This window comes from Anisomitus miae (SeqCode) (genome assembly GCF_054906395.1).
Genome location: NZ_JBRACL010000009.1, coordinates 41,129 through 65,920 on the forward strand (window position 1 = coordinate 41,129; position 24,792 = coordinate 65,920).

The 24,792-nt window shown below is 30.7% G+C and carries 21 protein-coding genes, 4 tRNA genes and 1 pseudogene; 3 read left to right on the forward strand and 23 right to left on the reverse strand.

Translation table 11 applies throughout. The annotated features are described in order from the left end of the window. Window positions 1–9: 9 nt before the first annotated feature. Window positions 10–2,256: an SF1B family DNA helicase RecD2 gene (recD2, locus tag AALI31_RS06800; RefSeq protein ID WP_489885783.1), complete on the reverse strand. Its 2,247-nt coding sequence runs from the start codon at window positions 2,254–2,256 to the stop codon at window positions 10–12. A gap of 126 nt (window positions 2,257–2,382) precedes the next feature. Between recD2 and nagA the strand changes: the two genes are divergently transcribed. Next, window positions 2,383–3,531 (forward strand): N-acetylglucosamine-6-phosphate deacetylase, encoded by a 1,149-nt coding sequence (gene nagA / locus AALI31_RS06805; RefSeq protein ID WP_489885784.1) that lies wholly within the window; start codon window positions 2,383–2,385, stop codon window positions 3,529–3,531. Window positions 3,532–3,535: 4 nt separating this feature from the next. Here nagA and metK read toward each other — a convergent pair whose 3' ends face one another. The 17 genes and pseudogenes from metK to AALI31_RS06890 all read right to left on the reverse strand — a co-directional run bounded on the left by metK (window position 3,536) and on the right by AALI31_RS06890 (window position 16,797). After that, window positions 3,536–4,714, reverse strand: coding sequence for a methionine adenosyltransferase (metK, locus tag AALI31_RS06810; protein WP_489885785.1), 1,179 nt, complete (start codon window positions 4,712–4,714; stop codon window positions 3,536–3,538). 75 nt (window positions 4,715–4,789) lie between these two features. After that, window positions 4,790–4,865, reverse strand: a tRNA-Thr gene (locus tag AALI31_RS06815). A 4-nt stretch (window positions 4,866–4,869) separates the two neighbouring features. Continuing rightward, window positions 4,870–4,945, reverse strand: a tRNA-Val gene (locus tag AALI31_RS06820). A 2-nt stretch (window positions 4,946–4,947) separates the two neighbouring features. After that, window positions 4,948–5,033 (reverse strand) — tRNA-Tyr (locus AALI31_RS06825). A 3-nt stretch (window positions 5,034–5,036) separates the two neighbouring features. Then, window positions 5,037–5,112 (reverse strand) — tRNA-Thr (locus AALI31_RS06830). Between the two features lie 117 nt (window positions 5,113–5,229). Further along, window positions 5,230–5,484 (reverse strand): sporulation transcriptional regulator SpoIIID, encoded by a 255-nt coding sequence (gene spoIIID / locus AALI31_RS06835; protein ID WP_489885786.1) that lies wholly within the window; start codon window positions 5,482–5,484, stop codon window positions 5,230–5,232. Between the two features lie 51 nt (window positions 5,485–5,535). Then, a complete protein-coding gene (locus AALI31_RS06840) occupies window positions 5,536–6,345 on the reverse strand; it encodes a peptidoglycan DD-metalloendopeptidase family protein (protein ID WP_489885787.1) in 810 nt (269 codons plus the stop codon). Between the two features lie 92 nt (window positions 6,346–6,437). Continuing rightward, a complete protein-coding gene (gene spoIID / locus AALI31_RS06845) occupies window positions 6,438–7,409 on the reverse strand; it encodes a stage II sporulation protein D (protein WP_489885855.1) in 972 nt (323 codons plus the stop codon). 100 nt (window positions 7,410–7,509) lie between these two features. Beyond that, the gene (gene murA, locus AALI31_RS06850) at window positions 7,510–8,769 is read right to left on the reverse strand and encodes a UDP-N-acetylglucosamine 1-carboxyvinyltransferase (RefSeq protein WP_489885788.1); all 1,260 of its coding nucleotides are present in this window, start codon (window positions 8,767–8,769) and stop codon (window positions 7,510–7,512) included. A gap of 68 nt (window positions 8,770–8,837) precedes the next feature. Further along, on the reverse strand, window positions 8,838–9,953 hold the full coding sequence (wecB, locus tag AALI31_RS06855) for a non-hydrolyzing UDP-N-acetylglucosamine 2-epimerase (RefSeq protein WP_489885789.1): 1,116 nt from the start codon (window positions 9,951–9,953) through the stop codon (window positions 8,838–8,840). Between the two features lie 23 nt (window positions 9,954–9,976). Next, on the reverse strand, window positions 9,977–10,978 hold the full coding sequence (locus AALI31_RS06860; RefSeq protein WP_489885790.1) for an MraY family glycosyltransferase: 1,002 nt from the start codon (window positions 10,976–10,978) through the stop codon (window positions 9,977–9,979). 117 nt (window positions 10,979–11,095) lie between these two features. Then, window positions 11,096–11,725, reverse strand: coding sequence for a uracil phosphoribosyltransferase (gene upp / locus AALI31_RS06865; RefSeq protein ID WP_489885856.1), 630 nt, complete (start codon window positions 11,723–11,725; stop codon window positions 11,096–11,098). Window positions 11,726–11,752: 27 nt separating this feature from the next. Next, window positions 11,753–12,199: pseudogene (locus tag AALI31_RS06870) on the reverse strand (arsenate reductase/protein-tyrosine-phosphatase family protein); the annotation flags it as partial. Between the two features lie 12 nt (window positions 12,200–12,211). Continuing rightward, window positions 12,212–13,246 (reverse strand): L-threonylcarbamoyladenylate synthase, encoded by a 1,035-nt coding sequence (locus tag AALI31_RS06875; protein WP_489885791.1) that lies wholly within the window; start codon window positions 13,244–13,246, stop codon window positions 12,212–12,214. 70 nt (window positions 13,247–13,316) lie between these two features. Next, window positions 13,317–14,387 (reverse strand): peptide chain release factor 1, encoded by a 1,071-nt coding sequence (gene prfA / locus AALI31_RS06880; RefSeq protein WP_489885792.1) that lies wholly within the window; start codon window positions 14,385–14,387, stop codon window positions 13,317–13,319. Window positions 14,388–14,468: 81 nt separating this feature from the next. Next, window positions 14,469–16,196 (reverse strand): peptide chain release factor N(5)-glutamine methyltransferase, encoded by a 1,728-nt coding sequence (gene prmC / locus AALI31_RS06885; protein ID WP_489885793.1) that lies wholly within the window; start codon window positions 16,194–16,196, stop codon window positions 14,469–14,471. A 10-nt stretch (window positions 16,197–16,206) separates the two neighbouring features. Beyond that, the gene (locus AALI31_RS06890; protein WP_489885794.1) at window positions 16,207–16,797 is read right to left on the reverse strand and encodes a thymidine kinase; all 591 of its coding nucleotides are present in this window, start codon (window positions 16,795–16,797) and stop codon (window positions 16,207–16,209) included. Window positions 16,798–16,966: 169 nt separating this feature from the next. On the opposite strand from AALI31_RS06890, the gene rpmE reads away from it, so the two are divergent. Then, entirely contained in the window at window positions 16,967–17,182 is a 216-nt protein-coding gene (rpmE, locus tag AALI31_RS06895; RefSeq protein WP_489885795.1) for a 50S ribosomal protein L31, read from the forward strand. 60 nt (window positions 17,183–17,242) lie between these two features. Here rpmE and rho read toward each other — a convergent pair whose 3' ends face one another. Further along, window positions 17,243–18,643 (reverse strand): transcription termination factor Rho, encoded by a 1,401-nt coding sequence (gene rho / locus AALI31_RS06900; RefSeq protein ID WP_489885796.1) that lies wholly within the window; start codon window positions 18,641–18,643, stop codon window positions 17,243–17,245. A 192-nt stretch (window positions 18,644–18,835) separates the two neighbouring features. Continuing rightward, window positions 18,836–20,446, reverse strand: coding sequence for a CTP synthase (gene pyrG / locus AALI31_RS06905; protein WP_489885797.1), 1,611 nt, complete (start codon window positions 20,444–20,446; stop codon window positions 18,836–18,838). Window positions 20,447–20,688: 242 nt separating this feature from the next. Between pyrG and AALI31_RS06910 the strand changes: the two genes are divergently transcribed. Next, a complete protein-coding gene (locus AALI31_RS06910; protein WP_489885798.1) occupies window positions 20,689–21,825 on the forward strand; it encodes an MGDG synthase family glycosyltransferase in 1,137 nt (378 codons plus the stop codon). A 44-nt stretch (window positions 21,826–21,869) separates the two neighbouring features. Here the strand turns inward: AALI31_RS06910 and AALI31_RS06915 are convergent, their stop codons facing one another. The 3 genes from AALI31_RS06915 to AALI31_RS06925 are packed head-to-tail and all read right to left on the reverse strand — an operon-like array spanning window position 21,870 to window position 24,790. After that, window positions 21,870–22,526 carry a stage II sporulation protein R gene (locus AALI31_RS06915; RefSeq protein ID WP_489885799.1) on the reverse strand — a complete coding sequence of 219 codons (657 nt, stop codon included), beginning with the start codon at window positions 22,524–22,526 and terminating at the stop codon, window positions 21,870–21,872. Between the two features lie 49 nt (window positions 22,527–22,575). Continuing rightward, window positions 22,576–23,688 (reverse strand): Ger(x)C family spore germination protein, encoded by a 1,113-nt coding sequence (locus AALI31_RS06920; RefSeq protein ID WP_489885800.1) that lies wholly within the window; start codon window positions 23,686–23,688, stop codon window positions 22,576–22,578. Further along, window positions 23,669–24,790 (reverse strand): GerAB/ArcD/ProY family transporter, encoded by a 1,122-nt coding sequence (locus AALI31_RS06925; RefSeq protein ID WP_489885801.1) that lies wholly within the window; start codon window positions 24,788–24,790, stop codon window positions 23,669–23,671. Before AALI31_RS06925 ends, AALI31_RS06920 begins: the two co-directional genes overlap by 20 nt. Window positions 24,791–24,792: the final 2 nt, after the last annotated feature.

Consider the following 24,792-nt stretch of genomic DNA (forward strand, 5'->3'; position numbering starts at 1 on the left):
GGTAAAATTTTATATCCCTCCCAAATTTTCATACGATAAATTCAATACCTCTTTAAACAAATATTTTAATGCCGAATATCTAACCACAGACGAAGTATTTTTAACCATGTATATCAAGTCATCTATACTACCAACCAACACTACAAACTTTTTTGCCCTCGTCACTCCAGTATACAAGATATTACTATTCATCAGAAAATTAGCAGCCTTGAATACAGGTATAAGCACAATAGGAAACTCACTTCCCTGACTCTTATGCACAGTTATAGCATAAGCATGTTCGATATCACCCAAATTCGACTTGTCAAATTTAAAAACTTTACTTTCATCATAAATTATACTAATAGTTTTACCGTCTATATCACATATATATCCTATATCTCCATTAAATACTCCTCTAATTTCCTTGTCATCTTCTAAGTTATATCCTATTAAATCATAATTATTTTTCGTTTGTATGACTTTATCTCCTAACCTATAACAAGTTCCAAAAAATATCACTTCTTTTTTATTATTAACCCTACAATTCATACATTCCTGAAATATAGAATTTAAGTTTTGGATACCCAAAACTCCTTTCCTCACCGGTGACAGTATTTGTATATCCTTTAAATTGTCTATTTTATCCGAAAAGAACTTGGGTATGCGTTCCATAACCAGTTCCTTTAATATATTACAAATATCCTCTTCACTATTTCCATTCACAACGTAAAAATCACTATTTGCTTGGTTAAGTACTAATTCTTCACCATTATTTATTTTATGGGCGTTCAAAACTATATAGCTATTCTTAGCCTGACGGTAAATTGTACTCAATTCCGACACCGGAAATATATTGCTATCCATTAAGTCTTTCAAAAAATTCCCAGGACCAATAGAAGGCAATTGGTTTACATCACCAACTATTATAACCTTTGTTCCAACAGCCAAAGAACTAAACAATTTACTTCCCAATAAGACGTCAAGCATTGAAGACTCATCTACTATAATAGTATCACATTTAATCACATTTTTATCACTTTTTCTAGAAAAAGAATATCCTTCTTCACTAGTACTCGATATTTCCAAAATTCTATGTATTGTTCTCGCTTCAAAACCAGTAGCTTCCATCATACGCTTAGCAGCTCTTCCAGTTGGAGCTGCCATAATAACCTTAAAACCATTTCTAACAAAAACATTTAAAATAAACTTTACTATCGTTGTTTTTCCAGTACCAGGCCCACCTGTTATAATGTGCACACCATTACTTATACTTGAAACAAGAGTTCTAACCTGGTCCTCTGAAAATTTTATATTATTTTCTTTTTCAAAATTCCAAATTTCCCTCTGGATATCAATAGAAATTTTATTTTTATAATATATAAATAACTTTACTAAATTCGAACATATTTCGTGTTCTGCTACATACATACTTGTCATGAAAACACATCTAATTTCATGTTTACCTTTCTTAAATATTTTCTCCACTATGATTCCTTTACTTAAAATTTCATTATAAACATTACATATTTTATCTCTATTAACTAAAAGCGTCTTCATACAAAAATTCATTAAATCATCATACGGTAAAAACGTATTTCCAAACTTTATTTTTTCTTTAAGTACATACAATATTCCGTACTTAATTCTATTAAAATGATCGTTCGGAATATTCAATCTTTGCCTAATTAAGTCCGCTCTTTTAAACCCAAATGACTGCAATTTATCAATCAATATGTAAGGATCACTTTTTATTACGTCTATTGAAGATTCATGAAAAATATTATATATCTTACTTGAATTCTCAAGAGACAATCCCAAACTCACTAATTTCAAAATTATTTCTTTGTTGGTTAAACTATTGCTGATAGCACTCTTTATTTCTAAAAACTTCTTATCACCAATACCCTCAACCTCCTTAATCCTGTCTACGTTGTTACTTATTATGTCTAAGGTATCCTCGCCAAATCGCTCCACAATTTTCTTAGCTGTTCTAGCTCCAATACCTGTAAATAAAGATGAAGATAGATACTTCTCAATATCACCCTTACTAATAAATTCTATTCTTTCAGAACTGCGTACCCTAAATCGTTCTCCATATTTAGAATTAATTTCATAATCCCCATCTAAACATAGTTTCTCATTTTCATTAAAACAAACACTACCAAGGTCAGAAATACATATAATCTCTTTTCCATTTTCAGATAATATTTTAAACACACAAAAATTATTGGAAGAATATATAATTTTCTTAACAGTTCCAAATATTTTCCTCATAACCCTCTCCATAAAAACAAAAGTACTAAAAGTACTATTTCATGAAATTATATCACAAAATATCCTCTGATTTAATTTGACATAAGAGATTATTAAATCTAAAATAAAAAAAAGGAAGTGAGATATTTGTTAATAAAAAACGTACAAATAATATTCCATGATTCTATAACTCCTGGAAGTGTAGTGGTACACAATAGTAAAATTCATAAAATTTTTCTGAACCATTCTCCAAAATATGATGGTGAAATTTTAGATGGTGAAAATATGTACCTATCTCCAGGATTCATAGATATACACATACATGGAACTAATGGATATGACACAATGGATGCAAGTCATGAAAGCCTAGAAGAAATATGCAAAAATGTTTTAAAACACGGTGTAACCTCCTTTCTACCAACCACAATGACATGCTCAAAAGAAGATATTAGAAATGCCCTTAAAAATATCCAAGAAGTAATGAAAAAAGGAACTATCTCAAATAATATTTTAGGTGCTCATCTAGAAGGTCCGTTTATCAGCAAACATAAAATAGGAGCACAAAATCCAAATTTTGTATTAGAAGCGTCAATAGATAAATTCAAAGAAATAACAGGTGATTATGAAGAAATAGTAAAGTTAGTAACTATAGCACCTGAAATAAATGGAGCACTAGAATTGATAAAATATCTGAATTCTAAAGGCATAGTTGCTTCAATAGGTCATACAAATGCAAATTATCAGGAAGCCATTTGTGGAATAGAAAGTGGAATTTCGCATGCAACTCATTTATTCAATGCCATGAGTCCATTTAATCATAGAAATCCTGGAGCTACTGGAGCCATACTGAATTCAAACATAACTGCAGAATGCATATTAGATGGTATCCATATCCACTACGCAACGCTTGAAATAGCCCTCAAAATGAAATCTACAGATAAAATAATCTTAATTACAGATGCAATGCGTGCTTGCTGTATGAAAGACGGAACATATTCTCTAGGTGGGCAAGAGGTCATAGTTAAAAATTCAGAGGCAAGATTAAACAATGGTGCACTCGCCGGATCTGTTTTAACTTTAGATAGAGCGATAAGAAATATCAGAAATAATTTAAACATTCCATTAAATGAAATCATCAAATTATTAACTATAAATCCAGCTAAAGTGTGTAATGTTAATTCAATAAAAGGTATGATAAAAGAAGGATATGATGCTGACATGGTTATATTTGATGAGAATATAAATATAAAGCATGTATTTGTAGGTGGAAAAAAAATAGAGGATATACAAGGATAATCCTCTATTTTATTAAAGATTTAATTTCTTCAACTTTATTTAAACTCTCCCATGTAATATCTAAATCGTTCCTACCAAAGTGACCATAACAAGAAACCTGTCTATATATAGGTCTTCTTAAATTTAAATCTTCTATTATACTTGCCGGTCTCAAGTCAAATACCTTATTTATTATCTCATATATTTCATTTAATTTAATTTTCTCAGTTCCAAAACTTTCAATAAATAATGATAGGGGATTAGCTACACCTATTGCATATGACAATTGAATCTCAACTCTATCACATATCCCAGCAGCGACTATATTCTTAGCAACCCACCTCGCTGCATAAGCTGCAGTCCTATCAACTTTCGTTGGATCCTTCCCAGAAAACGCTCCTCCTCCATGCCTTGAGAAACCTCCATATGTATCAACAATTATCTTTCTTCCTGTAAGACCACTATCTCCCTTAGGTCCACCAATAACAAATCTTCCAGTTGGATTTATTAAATACTTAGTATTACAATCTATAAACTCTGATGGTACAATATTTCCTATGACATATTCGATCATATCATTATATATAAGATCTTGAGAAACATATTCATCATGTTGTGCCGATATTAAAATAGTATGTATCCTCTCAGGACTTTCCTCGTTATATTCAACTGTAACTTGAGTTTTTCCATCTGGCCTTAAATATTTCAAAGTTCCAGATTTTCTAACATCAGAAAGTTTTTTAGCCAATTTATGAGATAAAACAATTGGTAATGGCATGAATTCATCAGTCTCATTAGTTGCATAACCAAACATAATTCCTTGATCTCCTGCCCCCAAAAATTGCCTTTTATCTAAAGAATTATTTCTCTTTTCAAGAGATTCATCAACACCCAAAGCAATATCGCTAGACTGACTATGTAAAAAATTATGTACTACACACGTAGAACTATCAAATCCATACTGAGGATCATTGTACCCTATATCGTTAATAATATCTCTCACAATAGACTCGATATCAAAAGAACAGTTGGCAGTTATTTCTCCCATAACATTAACCAATCCTGTAGTAACACATACCTCACAAGCAACTCTTGCAAATGGATCTTTAGAAATAATAAAGTCAAGTATACCATCTGAAATTTGATCACATATCTTATCAGGATGCCCTTCGGTTACAGATTCAGAGGTAAATAATCGTTTCATAATATTTCAACAATCCTTCCTAAAAAATTCTCAAAAAACAGAAAACAACCCCAAAACTACGTAAGGGATTGTACATGGAGCTGGCAATAGGACTTGAACCCACAACCTGCTGATTACAAGTCAGCTGCTCTACCAATTGAGCTATGCCAGCAAAATGGTGGGTACAACAGGGATCGAACCTGTGACCCTCTGCTTGTAAGGCAGATGCTCTCCCAGCTGAGCTATGCACCCATTGGTGGAGGAAGTTGGATTCGAACCAACGAAGTCGAAAGACAACAGATTTACAGTCTGCCCCCTTTGGCCACTCGGGAATTCCTCCACATGGAGCTGGCAATAGGACTTGAACCCACAACCTGCTGATTACAAGTCAGCTGCTCTACCAATTGAGCTATGCCAGCAACACTTAAGATTATATAATATATTTTTACTCTTTTCAAGTTAATCAACATTTATTTTTCATAAACATTAATATGTATTCTTTATTTATCATACTTTTTCTTCGTATTACTACAGATTTAATTTTCCCCACTACTATACTTCATTTTAGTAGCTTTACCTCCTCTTATATGCCTCTCAGCTTTATTTAAATCTAATATATATTTAGCTTCTTTAGCTATAATAGGGTTAATTTTAGGAAGTCTTTCTGTCATATCTTTATGAATAGTACTTTTACTTACCCCAAAGGCCATAGCTGTCTTTCTAATCGTAGATTTGGAGTCTATTATATACTTAGCAACACCTAAAACTCTTTCTTCAATGTAATCCTTCATGCTTCACTTACCTTCTTCGAAAATAGTTACTTAGTCAAAATCACCAAATAACTATTTAAACTTTATATATTCAGATGGATTTACTTCCTCATTATTTAAGTACATTATAAAGTTAAAATGAGCTCCGTATTCTTCACTCGAATAGTTTCCAGACGAATTACCAACTGAAGCTATAATCTCTCCTTTCCTTACCTTTTGTCCATTTACAACCTTAACATCCTCATCTAAATTTGTATAAACTGTTTTAAATCCATCGTCATGTTTTATGATTATATATCTTCCTCTTTCAGTTAAATCATTATCGATTTTTTCTACAGTACCATCCATAACTGACATGACAGGAGTACCGATATCAACCTTAAAATCTACTCCTTCTCTAGTTCTCCAAGTATTCAAAGTCTTAGAATATATAGTATCGTCAGAGTACACCCTAATAATACTGCCATCAACTGGAGATACAAAAGACAGACTACTAGTCGAAACTTCTGCAATATCTTCATTTACCGTTTCAGCAATATTTACACCACTATCACCAAAGTTGTTATCATTAGAAATATTAATGGCTACTTCATTGTTACTATCAGAATTTTTATTTTCAGTATCTTTTCCTAGTTTTTGATCACTTTGTTCCTTAACCTGAACTGCATTATCTATAACATTTTCATTTACATCCAATTTTTGTTCAAAGCTAACATCATTTTTTATAAAATTTTCATTTAGAGAACCGGTTTGGGTCTTCTCCATTTTAGTTGGAACACTAATTACATACACAGCAAAAACTATAAATAAAACTACACATATAACTACGAATAGATTAAATTTATCCTTTTTACCAAAGAGTTTTGATTTTCTATTATTCATTTAAACACCTCCATTGTAATTTTGTCCAAGATTTAGAAAAACATACAAGTATTTATAATTTTTTCAAAAAAGAAAAAAATAAGATGACTATCTTAAAAATAGCTCATCTTATTAATTTCAATTCCTGTATAATAATGTTTCAATATTTCATCATAAGTATATCCGAGTTCTGCCATTTTACCAGCTCCCCACTGAGATAATCCAACACCATGACCATAACCTTTTACATTTATAATCACATTATCGCCCTTTTTTTCAATACTTAAATTACTAGAATTTAGATTTAGTAAATATCTAAAATCCAATCCTCTAATTATTTCATTACCCAGTCTTATCTTGCCAATTGATCCAGATTCAGTATAATTCAAAATTTCAATATCATCAAAATTGCTAACATTTGCATTTTTGTACGTATCATTTATTTTATTAACTAATTCTTTTTCGGTAAAAACGTATTCTCCTGTAGCTTTTGGTGCATCTTTATCAAACTCACTGTTTACAGCTATTAAATAAGGTTCATGGAAAGAAAAAATTTCAGATGAATTTTCCGTATTTCCACTTGATACAGCAAAATACAAAGCATTCTGTATAATATTACCATTATGATAAATAACCTCTCCATCAGTTTCTGATATGGCTCTCCTTATTTTTTCTATATATTCTTGTTTTTTATCTCCAAATTTAATATCGTATTCACTGCTGCCAATATATGCTTGAGAATGAACTGAATCACATACATCAGCTATATTATGTATTTTGTTTCCGCTCAAAATTCTACTAACTACATATGTCCTAGAGGCAACTGCTTGAGCTTTAATAGCCTCAATATCAAATTTTGCTGGTATCTCAGCAGCCAAAACTCCCTCTAAATATTTTCTTAAATTAATTTCCTCAACAATATCTTTATCGTGCCTATAAAGTTTTACCATTACACTATCTTCATGACCTACAGTAAAATCTTTAGAAAAACTTTTATCAAAGTTGATAACTATCAAAGGCAAACTTAAAATAATAATAGTTATTATACAAATAGATAAAATAAGCTTTTTAAACATATTTATCACCAATTCTACCTCATAAATAAATATTTTATATATAAAATATTTATTTACTAAAAGTAATTTTTATTACGCCAAAAACATCCATTACTAAAAATGGATGTTTTTAATAATTTATCCTTGCGATGTTTGCATTTATTTTATTTAGTTTATTTTCTATTTGAGAATAACCTCTATCTATGTGATAAATATCTGTTATTTCACTACACCCATCACAAGATAACGCAGCTAAGATAAGTGCAGCACCTGCTCTTAGATCGGTTGCTCTAACACTAGAAGGTGAAAATTTATTAACCCCCTTAATCAAAGAAACCTTACCGTTAATAGAAATATCTGCTCCCATTTTGCGTAATTCCACAGCATGCATAAACCTATTTTCAAAAATTGTTTCAGTTATAGTACTTTTTCCCAAAACTAATGACAATATTGACATAAATTGTGGTTGCATATCTGTAGGGAAACCTGGATGTGGAAGTGTTTTTACGTTGACTGGTCTAAGATCAACATTACCATTAACTAAAGCCTCATCACCGTCAAAGCTAATAGCAAGTCCCATTTCAAAGAATTTATCTATTACTGGTTCTAAATATTTTTGATTAACTCCTTTTACCTTTATTACACTTTTAGTTATAGCAGAAAGAGCAAAATAAGTACCTGCCTCTATTCTATCATATATAGGAACATATCTCGTCCCATTTAATTTATTTACCCCATTTATTATTATTTTGGAAGTTCCATGTCCTTGAATATCTCCTCCCATCTTGTTTATAAAATTTACCAAATCAATTATCTCTGGCTCTTTTGCAGCATTTTCAATCATCGTCTTCCCACGTGCTAAAACAGACGCCATAATCAAATTTTCTGTAGCACCAACTGATGGAAAATCTAAATATATTCTTCCCCCAAATAGCTTTTTGGCGGTAATCTCAACACAACCACCTACAATAGAAATATCAGCCCCCAAAGACTTTAATCCCTTAAGATGTAGATCAATAGGCCTAACACCTATCTTACACCCTCCCGGCATATAAATACGTACTCTTCCAAATCTAGACAAAAGAGGCCCTGATACTAAAAATGAGGCTCTCATTTTTTTTATTAAACACTCAGATAAATCCAAATTTTTTGCACTACTAGCATTTATCTTAAGCACATTGTCAAAAATGTCAGATTCTATTCTTATATTCAAATTTTTAAGTACATCACACATCACATTAACATCTTTAAGAATCGGAAAATTTTCAATTATACACTCCTCATCACAAAGTATAGTAGCTGCAATTATAGGCAATATAGAATTCTTAGCAGAACTAACCTTGATTTCTCCATGTAATGGTTGTCCTCCTATAATTCTAAATTTCTCCACCTTTTACCTCCAAAATATAAGTTATTAGTAATACATTATTACAGTGTAGAAAATTTGAGATAAATTTTTTAATTATTTTTTAAATACATTTTTTCTAATAATTTTACTATCTTGTGAGAAGCATCACCATTACCATAAACTGTTTCAGATAAATTTGAGTTGTATCCACCAACATCTATAAAATTTTTGGCACTATCATAAATATCTTTTTCATCAGTACCAACTAATTTAATTGCTCCCTGATCCAACACCTCTTTTCTCTCAGTTTCACGTCTTAAAACTAAAACAAATTTTCCAAGATATGGTGCCTCTTCCTGTATTCCTCCAGAATCAGTCATAACAAAAAAACACCTAGATAAAAGATTATGACAATCATCTATACCAATAGGATTAATTATAAAAACATTGGATATATTACTTAAAATAGAAACCACACAATCCTTAACTACAGGATTTAAATGCGTCAAAAATAAAAATTGTATATCTGCATATCTTGTTGATAGTTTTTTAATAGCGTTACATACATTAACTATTACTTCACCCCAATTTTCTCTCCTATGTGCCGTTACTACCACCACTTTCTTAGAAAAATCAATATTCTTAAGTATTTCATCCTTAAATTTATAATTATTTTTCACCGTATATTTAATCGTATCTATAACTGTATTACCCACAACATGTATATTTTCTTTTGGAACTCCCTCTTTAATCAAATTTAATTCCGAGACAATCGTAGGTGTAAAATGGTATTTAGCCAAAACCGTCGTCAATTTTCTATTGATTTCCTCTGGAAAAGGAAAATAAATATCATTGCTCCTAAGTCCCGCCTCAACATGTACTACATCTATTTTTTGGTAAAACGCACTCAAAGCTGCACAAAAAGTTGTGGTTGTATCTCCATGAACAATCACAACTTGTGGTTTCTCAATACAATATATATCTTCGAGTCGCCGTACAATTGAAGTTGTTAAAGTAGACAGCGTCTGTTTATCCTTCATAATGTTCAAATCATAATCAGATGATATATCAAATACTTTTAAAACTTGGTCTAACATCTCTCTATGTTGTCCCGTTGTGCAAACTATATTTTCAAAATTTGCATTCCCCTCTAACTCTTTTATGAGAGGAGCCATCTTTATAGCCTCAGGACGGGTTCCAAATACACTCATTACTTTTATCTTCATATAGAAATCTCCCTTTTAAACAATTATTTAACACACCTATCCTTTAAACCAAATACATCAAAAACCAATATGAGAACAACCATAGCTACTACGCACACTAACAACAAAAATATAAAAAAGAACAAATTACTTAAAACCATAAGTATTGATACTATGCTAAAAAATATACTAATCAAATACATTATTATAACTGACTTCGGATGAGAATTTCCGAAGCTTATCAATTTATGATGTACGTGTTCCTTATCTGGAAACATGATCGGTTTTCCTCTCACTCTACGTCTTATTACAGATGTAACTATATCAAACAATGGAAGTCCAAAAACAACAATAGGTACTAAGACTACAAACTCACCATCCAAATTATTTGAACCATTTATGGAAATTACTGAAAGAACAAACCCGATAAATTGTGAACCAGAATCGCCCATAAAAATCTTAGCCCTGTAAAAATTATAAGGTAATATACCAATTAGAGTCCCACACAATATTGCTGAAACTATAGCATTAGAAAAGTTTCCAGATATAACACTAATGATAAAAATTGTACAGGAGACTATAAACGAAACTCCAGCAGCTAATCCATCCAAACCATCTATTAAATTGAAGGCATTAGTAATAAGCAATATCCATACAAAAGTGAATACCATTCCAAGTAAATTAACATGAAATTCCATCGTTCCAGGAAAAAAACTCATATTTTTTATGTAAATATTATTAGAAATTAAAATGCTAATTGCAATCATTTGTATTAATAATTTACCTCTAGGCCTCATAGGACACATATCATCAATTATTCCACCTATTAAAATAAGCGTTGAACTCACTATCATAATAAAATGTGATCTATCAACAAACACGGTTTGAAGAGTTAGCACAGCCAAAGATGAAATATACATAATTACTCCACCCAAAAACGGCATAGGAGTCTTATGAACCTTCCTCTCCTCCTTCGGTACATCCAAAAAATCAAACCGAAAAGATATGTTCATAAACAGAGGCGTTAAAAACAATGATATAAACATACTAGATAAGAATAACGTAATATAACCCACAAAATCATCTCATTTTATAACATTTTTTGTACATACTTCTAGGATTTCCTATAAACAATCTTTATATTCTGAATTTAAAAATAACGTCTAATGAGTACCAAAAATTCTATCTCCTGCATCACCAAGTCCAGGTACAATATATCCTCTTTCATTTAATTCGCTATCAATTGCAGCAACATAAACCTCTATATCATTAAACTCGTTAACAACTCTATCTAACCCCTGTGCAGAAGCGATTAAAGACAAAACCTTTATATTTCTTACACCTATCTTTTTCAACAATCTTATTGAATCAATGATAGATCCACCTGTTGCTATCATCGGATCAAGTAATATTACATCCGTGTCATTAATATTCTTAGGAAATTTAGAAAAATATTCCACAGCCTTAAATGTAATTTCATCTCTGTATAATCCTATGTGTCCAACCTTAGCTTCCGGAATCATTTTAAGTAGATCATCTAACATTCCAAGTCCTGCCCTCAGTACTGCAACTAGTGTTATCTTATTTTCCAAAATTTTAGTTCCCTTCGTCCTTGATATAGGGGTCTCTATCTCCACTTCCCTAGATTCGCAATCTTTAAGTGCCTCATAACACAATAGTACAGAAAGATCTCCACACAATTCTCTAAATCTATGTACATCTGTATTTTTATCTCTTATCATGGATAATTTATGTTTAACTATAGGATGCTCTATCTTAAATATTCTTCCCATATTTCCCTCCAAAGCATTTATCTTTTCTATCAATTTATCTAACAAAAAATTAATTCTATCAAATGTAGCACTATAAACTTCCAATCCATGCATAAACGGATCACTTATATCCCCTGTTTCTCCTACAAATTCCGAAAGTGTAAATATATTTTTTACATTTTTACTAAGTCTATTAACTAAACTTTGCTTATGGTTAAGCGAAACTGTCAAAATGATATCATATTTGTCAAACATTTTATCGTCAAATAATTTACATTTTCTACTTTCATCAAACTTCCTATTGTAAAAATTCTCTAAAACCTTTATAACATTCTGAGAAATTAAACTTACACCATCTGCCATTATACCTGCAGAATCAACGCAAAATTTCTCTGACCAACCTTCACCAAATCTTTGTTTCAACTTTTCCTTCAACACTAATTCTGCCATAACACTTCTGCATGTATTCCCTGTACAAACAAACAATATTTTCAAATAATTTACCTCCTACAACTTTATTACGTTAAAAGATGCAGCCTTAAGCATCCTATTCATTATAGCTGTTGAAAAATCTTCAGAAAAACATTCGCTAACTATAAAATCACAATCCAAATCATCAAGAATTCTTATACTCTCAAATAAATTTTTACCTATCTGCTCGAGGTCATACCGCCTTCCAAGACTAACAACTTTGAAGTTTTTATCTAAAGATCTATAAAAATTCTGACTATCATCCAAACATAAAATCCCAATATTTTTATAAATTTTAAAATTACTCATTATGTAATCTGCAATTTTAGACTTTGTTGAATCTACTATAACCATTTCGCATCTTGGAGAATAATGTTTATATTTGAGTCCTGGAGACAAAGGAGCTTCAACATATGTTTTACAATTTATACCATTATATAATTGAACATTTGGTAAAACTTTTTTAATTTCATCTAAAGTTACGTGACCAGGTCTTAATACTACTGGATTATCATTTACCATGCTTACAACCGTTGATTCAATTCCTATTTCGCTTTCCTTACCATCTATTATAAACTCTACCTGACCCTCTAAATCTTCAAAACATCTTTTAGCATTTGTACCACTTGGTCTACCTGATATGTTGGCTGAAGGTGCAGCTATTGGAAATCCACTTTCCCTTATGAGCCTCAATGCAATTTCATTTCTTGGCATTCTGATAGCTACAGTATTTCTTCCACTTGTAGTTTCATTGGGTATTATATCTTTTTTGTTTAATATCAATGTCAATGGTCCCGGCCAAAACGTATTTATTAATTTAAGAGTTTGATTGCTTACATTCTCCACATAATCAGATATATCATAATCACAAACATGTACAATCAGAGGATTATCATATGATCTATTCTTTATATGGAAAATTTTCAAAACCGCTTCTTTATTTAATGCATTTGCCCCCACACCATAAACTGTTTCCGTTGGAAAAACAACCACATTATTTTTCCTTATACTATACACACATTTTTCAAATCCATCTTTATCTTTATAATAATTTACAATTTTTGTATCCATATAAACCTCTTAAAAATAATTCTATCGCCATAAGAAAATATCTCTCATGACGATAGGTGAAACATAAAATCTATAAATTATCTCCTATTTGCTTCATTTTATCCGCTTGACTATACGCAATAAGTGCGTCTGTTATCTCATCAATGTAACCATCCATAAAACTATCTAGCTTATATAAAGTCATCCCTATTCTATGATCAGTCACTCTTCCTTGAGGATAATTATAAGTTCTTATCCTCTCACTTCTATCTCCAGAACCTACCTGACTCTTTCGATCTTCGGCTATAGATTTTAATCTCTCATTCTCGGCCATTTCAAAAAGCCTAGCCCTCAAAAGCTTCATAGCTTTTTCCTTATTCTTAAGTTGAGATTTTTCGTCTTGGCAAGATATAACTATACCACTTGGTATATGAGTTATTCTAACTGCAGAATCCGTAGTATTAACAGACTGCCCACCGTTACCAGAGGAACGAAATACATCAACTCTTATGTCATTTTGATTTATGTCAATATCAACATCATCCACCTCTGGAAGTACAGCAACAGTAGCTGCTGATGTATGAATCCTTCCTGAGGCTTCAGTATCAGGCACTCTCTGAACTCTATGTACACCACTTTCATACTTAAGCCTACTGTAAGCCCCGATTCCTTTAACCATAAAAACAATTTCTTTAAATCCACCAATATCAGTATCACTAACACTTATCATATCAATTTTCCATCTTTTATTTTCAACGTACTTAGAGTACATTCTAAATAAATTCGCAGCGAAAAGTGCAGCTTCATCTCCACCTGTACCTGCTCTTATCTCAATGAAAACATTTTTATCATCATTCGGATCTTTAGGTAGAAGCAAAATCTTTAAATCACGTTCAATAGAATCCTTACTTGCCTGAAGCTCTTTCAACTCTTCTTGTGCAAGCTCACGCAATTCATCATCACCATTTAATATTTCCTTATTATAGTCGATATCCTCTAACACCTTTTTATAATCTCTGTACTTAAGAGTAATAATTTCGAGTTCAGAATGATCTTTACAAAGTCCTTGCCACTCTTTTTGATTAGACATAACCTCAGGATCGCTAACTTTTATAGATAATTCCTCATACTTTTGTTCTAAAAACTCTAATCTTTGAAGCATTAAAACTCAACTCCGTGACTCTTATTTGATAATGCTAAATATTATAAGTATTATTCATCAAAATTTCAATAAATAAATTTACTAACTCTTGGTTTTGTAATATCCCACTATAACTCTATCTCTGTCAGCTATATCTTTGTATATATCTATATTTACAAAATCATTATTCGTCATTATGTACATGATATCGAAAGCTTTATTACATGGAATTTCAAAAGCTATAAATCCATTTTCTATTAAAACACTCTTGGCTTGTTCACAAATTTTCCTATAATAATCAAGTCCATCCTCTCCACCATCTAGTGCCTCTACAGGTTCATAATTTTTAACATCCTTCATCAAGGAATCGATCTCACTAGTTTTCACATAAGGTGGATTTGAAACAATTCCGTCCAATACCAAATCATTTTCTATAAAAAAGTCCAAAAGATTACTCTTTACAATATAACTTCTACTTTTTAAATCATACATGTATATGTTCTCTTCTGTAACTTTAATTGGTATATCGTAATTGTCAATATACGTGCAATTTACAGTATCATTATTCTTCTGTATTGAAATTCCAACGGCACCGCTTCCAGAACAAAGATCGCATATACTTGTGTAGTTCTTTTTGCTCTTAAGTATTTCAAGAACCTTTTCGACCAAAATCTCTGTATCAGGTCTTGGAATAAGGACTCCCTCCTTTACTATAAAGTCATTTCCATAGAACTCCTTTTTCCCTATCATATATGCAAGTGGCTTACCATTTCTTCTTTGGTTGATAAGTCCTAAATATCTCTCCTCATCCTCTTTCGATACCTCTATTTCACTTGTAAAAACTTGTGCAGGAGTAACCCCAATACAATATTCAAGTATAAGGCGAGAGTCTAAAGCATAAGAATCGATAGACGCTTCTCTTAAAATACTCCTTCCAGTTAAGAACAACTCCTTTATAGTATTTTTAACCTTTATACCTTCACAAGTCTTAAGTGCTACAATAGCAACTTCTATTTCACCATCACTGGGTTCACTAGTTGTAAGCATTTGTAAAACCTTTGAGATTGAAAACAAAATTGATGCAAACGCACTGCTGCTTCTCTCCATATACTCAATAATTTCATAAGAAAGCCCTATTGCTAAAGGTAAAATCAAAATTTCAACTAACACATTAGCGAAAAACGAATATCTAGAAATCACTAATTGCAATATAAAATACCAAATTATTATGTACGTGATAAAACTACTCCCGCATTTCCTATGAAACCTAGAAGCATTTTTAACATTCTCAATAGTTAGCTTATTACCAAGCTCATAACAATTTATAGTTTTATGCTCAGCACAATGATACCTCAGTATAGAAGATAAATCCTTATTTTTCGAAACCAACATTAGGTATAAAATCACAACAAATGCCCTTATAGAAACCTTAACTATGGACACCACCTGTATGCTTTTTATTTTCAAAATATCTACAATATATTCTGGAAGCAAAACAAAAACAAGGATCAATAAAAGTACTCCCAGTAATAGAGTCAGAATTTTTTTACCAATATTTCTCATAAGCTTTACTGCAGATCCATTTGGAGCATCTTGTCCATCCTTATTGCACAAACCCAAATTCAAGACACCGTATCCAACGACTTTAACAAAATGAACAATTCCTCTGATTATAAAAATCTTATTTGCAAAACCTTTTGACTTTCTAGTACACCAATTCAAAGTCTCAACGGAAATTCTACCACTTGACTTCCTCCTAACTACAGCTGTACATTTCTTCCCTACCATAACTATACCATCTACAAGTGATTGACCACCAATCTGCCTCACATACTACACCTCAATTTCTCAAACGAATTACTGTTTTCTTCACCATAAAACACTTTCCACATAAAGGTTCATAGGCAACATCATTCTCACCATCTATGGCACGCTGTTCTCCATGGAAAACAAACTCCCCATTAACCTTTCTAGCATTAATTATAGCTTTACTGCCGCACTCACATATAGTTTTAAGCTCCTCAAGGGAATGAGCTATTAACAAAAGTCGTTGACTTCCCTCAAATCCATTCATCAAGAAATCAGTTCTAAGACCATAACATATAACCGGTATATCCCAAATCACACTAATTTCAAATAGTTCGTCCACTTGATGCTTATTTAAAAACTGAACCTCATCTACCAATATACAACTTACGCTTTCTTTAAAATCTACCAACATATTTTTAACACTATCATCATAACAAATTAAAAAATCAGCTTTTCTAGATATGCCAAGCCTTGATACTAGATTATCATTTCCTTTAGTATCTAAACTTGGCTTTAATATTAAAACCTTCATGCCTCTCTCTTCATAGTTATTTGCAACCTGAAGAAGGGAGGTTGTTTTCCCTGAATTCATCGCTCCGTATCTAAAGTATAATTTCGCCATATACATAAATCCTCCTTCTATAACTCTTAATTATACTTCTTAAAATGTAACTTTCAATATGCAAATAATATAAAATTTAAATTAAAATTTGAACTTATTGACTAATTTTCATTTCATATGATATACTACCCTAAGGCATCCAAATAAGTTGAAAGGGGTAAGATTATCTATGAAACAAGATATTCATCCTACTTATAACGAAGACGTTGTGGTTAAATGTGCTTGTGGAAATACATTTAAAACGGGTTCTGTTAAAGACGAGTTGAAAGTTGAGATTTGTTCCAATTGCCATCCTTTCTTTACTGGTAAGCATAAGATTGTGGATATTGGTGGTAGGGTTGAGAAGTTCAGAAAGAGATTCAACCTTAAATCTGATAATAACTAAAAACGAAAGACCTTTCTTAGAAAACAGCTTTGCTCCTAAGAGAGGTCTTGCTTTTTGCTATTATAGATCTTCATCTTTATCGATTATGGTTTTATAGTGATTGATAAACTCTTTATTGTTCTTAGTACTTTGGAAAATCTTTATGAGACTTTCGATAATATTTTCGGCATTACCTTCTCTATGCATTATCTTTCTTAAGTAAAAAGATACTTCCTTTTCATCATCACTAAATAAAAGCTCTTCTTTTCTAGTTCCAGATTTATAAATATCAATGCTTGGGAAAAGTCTTCGCTCTTGCAGTTTTCTATCTAAGTGCACTTCCATATTTCCAGTTCCTTTAAATTCCTCAAATATCATATCATCCATTCTAGACCCCGTATCCACGAGAGCAGTTGCAAGTATAGTAAGACTTCCTCCTTGTTCAAAATTTCTAGCAGCTCCAAAGAATTTTTTAGGTATCCTTAAAGATCCAGGATCAAGTCCTCCAGATAAAGTTCTACCAGTAGGAACGATAGTTAAATTACATGCTCTAGCTAATCTAGTCAAACTATCCATTAATATAAATACATTTTCTCCATGCTCAACCATCCTCTTGGCTCTTTCTAAAACCATCGTTGCTACCTTAACATGCTGACTAGGTTCCTCGTCAAACGTAGAATATATAACTTCCCCACCTTCAATTGTTCTTTTCATATCGGTAACCTCTTCTGGACGCTCATCTATAAGGAGGATAATCAATTTTACATCTTCATTATTTTTGAGAACATTTTGAGCTATTTTTTTCAAAATACTAGTTTTCCCAGCCTTAGGTGGAGCAACTATCATTCCCCTTTGCCCCTTACCTATAGGGCACATTATATCCATGATCCTAGAAGTTAAATCATTGCCGTCATCTGTTTCGATTTTCAATCTTTCGTTTGGATAAATGGGAGTTAACTCTTCAAAATTTTTTCGTTTAACTGCTTCATCCGGAGAAAACCCATTTATTTCCTCAACGTATAGTAAAGCTCTATACTTTTCTCCTTCTTTGGGTTCACGAACTTTACCTATTATGTGATCTCCAGTTTTTAAATTGAATCTTCTTATCTGTGAAGGAGAAACATATACATCCTCTAAACTAGTTAAATAATTTTTTCCTCTCAAAAAACCAAAACTATTATTATCATTTATTTCCAAAACACCATTAGCTTTTTCAGATACAGACATTATATTTTGTAATTTACTAAACTTTTCTCTATCGGCATCTTTTATTGAATTATCATCTAAACTCTTAACATTGCTCTTCGTTTTTATTTTTTCTACAAGAATTGCACCATCCTTTTCTACAATTGTAGGAGAAAACTCAGATATTTTTTTTATAAGCTCACTCTTCTTAAGTTTAGAATAATTCCTTAACTCTAAACTTTTAGCTGATTGTCTGAGATCAGACAAAGACATATCTTCTAACTTCAAAATATTCATAAACCAAACATTTCACAATACAGAGTACTGCAAAATCCTCCTCTCAAATAAAAAGTTGTAAACAAAGGGTATAACGGTTAAGAAAAGATAAAATAAGAAAAGAACTCTGGTTGCAAAAGGAACTGCTACAAAAAGATAATAAATCATACATAATTAAATATACAGAGATTATAAAATTTGTCAATAAGAATATTAACTTAAAATTTTACTTTTTTTACTATGCTTTATGAAGTCAACAAATAAAGGATGTGGTCTGTTAGGTCTAGATTTTAATTCTGGATGAAACTGAACTGCAACAAACCATAAATGATTTGGAATTTCAACAATTTCCACTAAGTTGTTATCAATATTCACTCCCGTTAAATTCATTCCATTTTTTATAAATAAATCTCTATATTCATTATTAAATTCATATCTATGCCTATGCCTCTCTATTATTGTCTCCGATTTATAAGCATCGTAAGCCCTTGAATTCTTATTCAAATTACAAGGATATGCCCCAAGTCTCATTGTTCCACCCATTCCTTTGACATTAACTTGATTTACCATAATATCTATAACTTTATATGGAGAATTTTTATTAAATTCAGATGAAGTAGCTTCGTCTAACTTTAAAACATTCCTTGCAAATTCTATTACAGCACATTGCATCCCCAAGCAAATTCCCAAAAAAGGAATATTATTTTCTCTGGCATATTTTATCGATAATATTTTCCCTTCTATCGCCCTACTTCCAAATCCCCCAGGAATAAGTATCCCATTAACCTTTTCCAAAAATGTGGAAACATTTTTCTCATTTACTTCCGTTGCATTAATCCATTTTATATTAACAGTTACTCCATTTGAATATCCTCCGTGATTTAAGGATTCTACCACGGAAATATACGCATCATGGAGTTCAACATATTTTCCTACAATGGCTACAGTTACTTCTCCTTCAATTTTTTTCATCTTATCAACTATATTCATCCATTCTAAATCATCCTGAACTGGAAATGATAAATTCAAAATTTCACATACTCTATCATCAAACTCCTCTTTGTGTAACAATATTGGAACTTCATAAAGATTTGATGTATCGATATTTTGTATAACAAAATTCTTATCAACATTACAAAATAATCCTATCTTCTCTTTAAGATCATTAGACAAACTCCTTTCAGTTCTACAAACAATAATATCTGGTTGTATCCCTATACTTCTCAATTCCTTAACTGAATGCTGAGTTGGTTTAGTCTTAAGCTCACCTGATTTCCCAAGAAATGGTACAAGAGTAACGTGTATATAACAAACATTCTCTGATCCAACATCAAACTTTATTTGCCTAATAGCTTCTAAAAATGGTAAAGACTCTATGTCTCCAACTGTTCCTCCTATCTCGGTTATGACTACATCATACTCACCATTCCGAGAAACATTATATACCGATTCCTTTACTCTATCGGTTATGTGTGGAATTACTTGGACAGTTCCACCCAAATAATCTCCCATTCTTTCCTTAGAAATAACATCCCAATATATTTTACCAGTCGTTATATTATTGTTTTTTGTAAGATTTTCATCTATAAACCTTTCATAATGACCTAAGTCTAAATCAGTTTCAGCCCCGTCATCAGTTACAAATACTTCTCCATGCTGATATGGGCTCATTGTCCCAGGATCTATATTCAAATAAGGATCAAACTTTTGTATAGATACTTTAATTCCCCTATTTTTCAAAAGTCTTCCAAGTGACGCAGCAGTTATTCCTTTACCAAGAGACGAAACAACACCACCAGTTACAAATATGTACTTACAACTCATAATTTCCTCCTAAACTATACTTAAATAAAAAATCTGTAAAGTGAATATAAATAATCGATTTTAATTAAAATAATATCATTTAAATCTACCGTAAATAAATTTTTTTATTTTATATTTTAATTAAATTATATTGAAAGGTAATTAAAATATCTATTATAATTAGTCAGAAAATTCTTGTAATAATCTGTATTATTTTTTTATTTTCAAAATAAAAAGAAAGTGGGAGAGAAGTGGATAAACAGATGAACATTTTAATACTCACTGGCGATTATGGTGCTGGCCATGTAAAAGCTACTGAAGCTATAGATGAGCATCTAAAGTTTAGGAACCTAAACTATAATATTAAAATGTTAAATACGCTTGATTATTTAAATCCGTCCTTTAATAAGTTAACAAAGTCTTTATACTCCGAATGTTCAAAAAAATTTCCTCTAATTACTGGAATGGTTTATTATTACTCTGAATCCAAAAGGTCTCTTGTTAATGTCTTCGTACTTATATTAAACACTCTTGCAAAGAGACTTCTACCCCTCATAGGTGAATTTGATACAGATGTCATAATATCTACACATCCATTCTCAACTGAAATGATTTCTTATTTAAAAAAAATCGGAAATTTGAAAAATATAAAATTGATCAATTTATTAACTGACTATGCTCCTCATAAATTTTGGATTCAGGACTATGTGGATGCATACATAACAGCCTCAGAGCAAATGACTGAAGATATGATCAAAAGAGGAGTAAACAAAAATATAATATATCCTATAGGAATACCTGTAGGGGTCGATTTTTTTAAATCTTACAAAAAGACCGAAATATTTAGTAACATAGGATTTGATGAAAATAACTTCACAATATTGTTAATGTCTGGAAGCTTTGGAGTTGACTGTGTTATTAATATATTTAAAGCTCTTCTAAGCATAGACAAACCTCTTCAAATTATAATCATAACTGGGAGCAATAGAAGATTGTACCAAAAGTTTAATAATTTAATTTCTAAACATAGATCAAGTTCAATTAAGTTTCATTTGCTAGGATTCACACGGGATGTGAGTAAATACATGAAAGTAAGTGATGTAATAATTACAAAACCAGGAGGACTTACAACGACTGAGGCTATCCACTCTCATCTTCCTATAATATTTTTCGATGCTATCCCAGGTCAAGAAGGGAAAAATGCAGATTTTATTTTAAAAAATAAGATAGGAATGCGTATATCAAAATCTAAGAAAAGTATAAATTCTTTTTCAAAGCTAATAGATCACAAAGAAATACTTGATGAAATGAAAAAAAATATAATATCAATAAAAAAATCAAACTTTATAGACGATCTTGTTAACGTTATGGATTCGTTATTTGAAAAAGAAGAAGGTTAACCAAAATAAAAATTATACCCATTAAGTTTTTAAATAGGTATAATTTAAAATATTCTGTCAAAGAAGTCTTTAAATATTTCAATTATTTTAAAAGAAATGGTTATCTTATTTGCTTTACTACTTATCATTGATGACACCTGCTGTAGATTAATTTTACTGCCCCTAACGATATCAGCTATGGAATCAATTTTTCTGGAATCATCACTATCTATAAACCCTATGCTCGAAAACAATATGCTCCAAAAATTTTTTCCATTGCCTTGCCCTATGTGTACTATTAAAGCATCATATACGCCACTTGGTACTGTGTATTTCCCATAAATCCTCTCGTCAAAATATTTTTCAGTAATCTCTATTTTTATATCTTGATTCAGGTCAAATTCCTGCAGAACGTCCTCACAAATCTCTCTAATTTTTTCAGAGTTCTCCTTTAATATTCGTAATCCCTGAGATTTACCATGATTTATATTCTTATTCTTTTTTAAATAAGCCAAAACTTCATCTTTTATTCTATTCTTTACCATTTGATCAAAATATGAATCACTATTAGCTATAAAGTGAAACCTAACTGTATTGTCGTACAAATATTCATAATTCAAGGTACTATCATTGTTATTTAAAGTAGCGTATGGCTTGTCCTTTAGAATAATCAAACTTCCAAAGACAATTACCAAAAAAATCAAAAACCTGAAAGCCTTCAAACAAAACACCTCATATGTAATTGTTACAGCTATCAAGTTTTTTATACACCTAAAACGATATATTACCAATATTTACTATATTATTATGAATTTTTAAATTAACCGATAAACTTTCCATCCAGTTAGAGTTTTCCGTTATAAATCTGTGCCAAGTCTTTGTGTAAAACTTGTAAGCAAAGTCTTCAAAATTTAATATATCAATTCCATTCCTATAAAATTTATTTAATAAGTTCATACATTGATTATAAACATCCATATCTAAAGTATTCTTTATATCACTTATAAACTTTTCATTTATGTACATATGTTCTGAATTGGAACAATTGTTAATCACTGTATTAAAATTCAAACTTAAATTCACATTACCATAATCTAAAAGCTTTACATTTCTTTTTGTATTCTCAGCCTCAAAACTTATTTTGCTATTCCCGTATTCAATATCATCTATAATCCTAAAGTTATCTCCCCTTAACAAATTTATTAACATTGTGTCTTTTAGATCGATCCTTTTAATGAGTCTGTAATTTCTCAAAACGCCACTTCCACAAACATCCATGCTCGTTTTGTCTTCATTTAATTCTAAGGCTGGAATAAGTATAGTTTTATTTTGAAACGAATAATTTAACATGCTGTTTAAAGTTGATAACCTAAGTCCATTTTCTTTTACATTATTTTCTATTAAATCGCTGATAAAATCTTGTGAATAAGGCAAAGATTCAGATTTGAAATTTAGAAAATCGTAAGCCTTACCATTACCTATGCAAATATAAATTCTTCTACTTATCTGAGGATTATGAGATAAATAATCTACTAATTTTTCCAAACTACTATAATCATTCATTAATTCAGAGGAAATTATAACAACCTTCGCATGTTCCAAATCGATTATTTTATGACTCTTTGCTGAAGCATCCTTAACTGCCTCATAAAAAGTTTTTCCATATCCACAAATACTCCCACTTTCTTTAATGCTAGATGATTCTGCAGAAAATCCAGATATATCTGGATATGAAAAACATAACGAAATATTCCCATCATCATTTACATCAATCCCAATTCTGGATACAAAAAGTTTAGTATCTATATTTAAAGAATAGGAGGAACAAGATTTCAAAAACATAGCTAATAAAATCCCTATTATATTAAGTATCAGCTTCTTCATTTCTTAAACCACCTTTGAATTTAAATTTGGTCCTTATACAGCTCGCAATAAATAACAAAATTGGAATAAAGAACGCTATAAAAATAGATACAATAAAACCTAATCTGTTCATTATAAAATTAATATCCCCTAATCCCTTCGGAATTAAAGTAAATATATAAATTATAGGAATAAACATCACGGAAGAAATCTTGTGTTTACTAACTCCAATGGATTTGCTATTTAGATAACTAGAATAAAAGTACATATTAATAAAATTTATAATAAAAAATACAATTGCAATAGTTATTATGATTCCTTCTACCCTTTCCACAAATCCTCCAGGAATATCAATAGTTGTAAAGGATAAAATAATAGGCCAAATTGATTTTGTAGTTTGATTTATATTTAAAACGCTTACACAAAATAAAAACACTATTGATAAAAAAATAGATGAAAAAATAGATGCATTATAACTAACATGAAATTTTTTTTCCTTGCAGGGCTTATGCATTGGAATTAGATAAAACAAGATAATACTTCCAATAAAATAACTCCCCATTGTCAAAAATCCTTGAAAATATGTACTCATATCTCTTGTTTCAAAAGGTAAAATATTAGTTAAATCAACATTCTTATACGCAATCAAAGAGATTATCAAACAGGAAATAATTAAAAATACAAATAGTATTTCATTCAATCCAGTTAGTACCTTATTTCCTTCCTTTGTTACGTAATAGCAAACAAGTAGCGTTATGCTAATCATAAATTCGCTATTTATGTTCGGAAATATATAGAGCTTTATTGATTCTATAAATATACGCAATTGAATTGATATCATAAAAATAATTAAAATGCTAATCGCAAATAAAAGAATCCTTCCAATAAATCTTCCAAACAAAATTTGTAATATCTCTTCAAAACTTCTAAACCCATTCATTTCAACTGTTTTATATATCATCATAACGAAAAAAATATATAGGATACCGTACAGTATCGTAAATATCCAAGCGTTTCGCCCCAATATCTTACCTATATTTTGACAGTAAGTAAAAAAACCAAATCCCACTATGCTTAAAAAGAATGTTGAAAAAACTCCAAAACCTCGTATATTATTTTCCATAA

Coding starts and splice junctions, on each gene's coding strand:
- recD2 (WP_489885783.1), bottom strand. CDS start 2,256: ATGAGGAAAATATTTGGAACTGTTAAGAAAATTATATATTCTTCCAAT.
- metK (WP_489885785.1), bottom strand. CDS start 4,714: ATGAAACGATTATTTACCTCTGAATCTGTAACCGAAGGGCATCCTGAT.
- spoIIID (WP_489885786.1), bottom strand. CDS start 5,484: ATGAAGGATTACATTGAAGAAAGAGTTTTAGGTGTTGCTAAGTATATA.
- AALI31_RS06840 (WP_489885787.1), bottom strand. CDS start 6,345: ATGAATAATAGAAAATCAAAACTCTTTGGTAAAAAGGATAAATTTAAT.
- wecB (WP_489885789.1), bottom strand. CDS start 9,953: ATGAAGATAAAAGTAATGAGTGTATTTGGAACCCGTCCTGAGGCTATA.
- AALI31_RS06860 (WP_489885790.1), bottom strand. CDS start 10,978: ATGTTTATATCATTGTTTTTAACGCCTCTGTTTATGAACATATCTTTT.
- upp (WP_489885856.1), bottom strand. CDS start 11,725: ATGGGAAGAATATTTAAGATAGAGCATCCTATAGTTAAACATAAATTA.
- AALI31_RS06875 (WP_489885791.1), bottom strand. CDS start 13,246: ATGGATACAAAAATTGTAAATTATTATAAAGATAAAGATGGATTTGAA.
- prfA (WP_489885792.1), bottom strand. CDS start 14,387: ATGCTTCAAAGATTAGAGTTTTTAGAACAAAAGTATGAGGAATTATCT.
- AALI31_RS06890 (WP_489885794.1), bottom strand. CDS start 16,797: ATGGCGAAATTATACTTTAGATACGGAGCGATGAATTCAGGGAAAACA.
- rpmE (WP_489885795.1), top strand. CDS start 16,967: ATGAAACAAGATATTCATCCTACTTATAACGAAGACGTTGTGGTTAAA.
- rho (WP_489885796.1), bottom strand. CDS start 18,643: ATGAATATTTTGAAGTTAGAAGATATGTCTTTGTCTGATCTCAGACAA.
- pyrG (WP_489885797.1), bottom strand. CDS start 20,446: ATGAGTTGTAAGTACATATTTGTAACTGGTGGTGTTGTTTCGTCTCTT.
- AALI31_RS06910 (WP_489885798.1), top strand. CDS start 20,689: ATGAACATTTTAATACTCACTGGCGATTATGGTGCTGGCCATGTAAAA.
- AALI31_RS06920 (WP_489885800.1), bottom strand. CDS start 23,688: ATGAAGAAGCTGATACTTAATATAATAGGGATTTTATTAGCTATGTTT.
- AALI31_RS06925 (WP_489885801.1), bottom strand. CDS start 24,790: ATGGAAAATAATATACGAGGTTTTGGAGTTTTTTCAACATTCTTTTTA.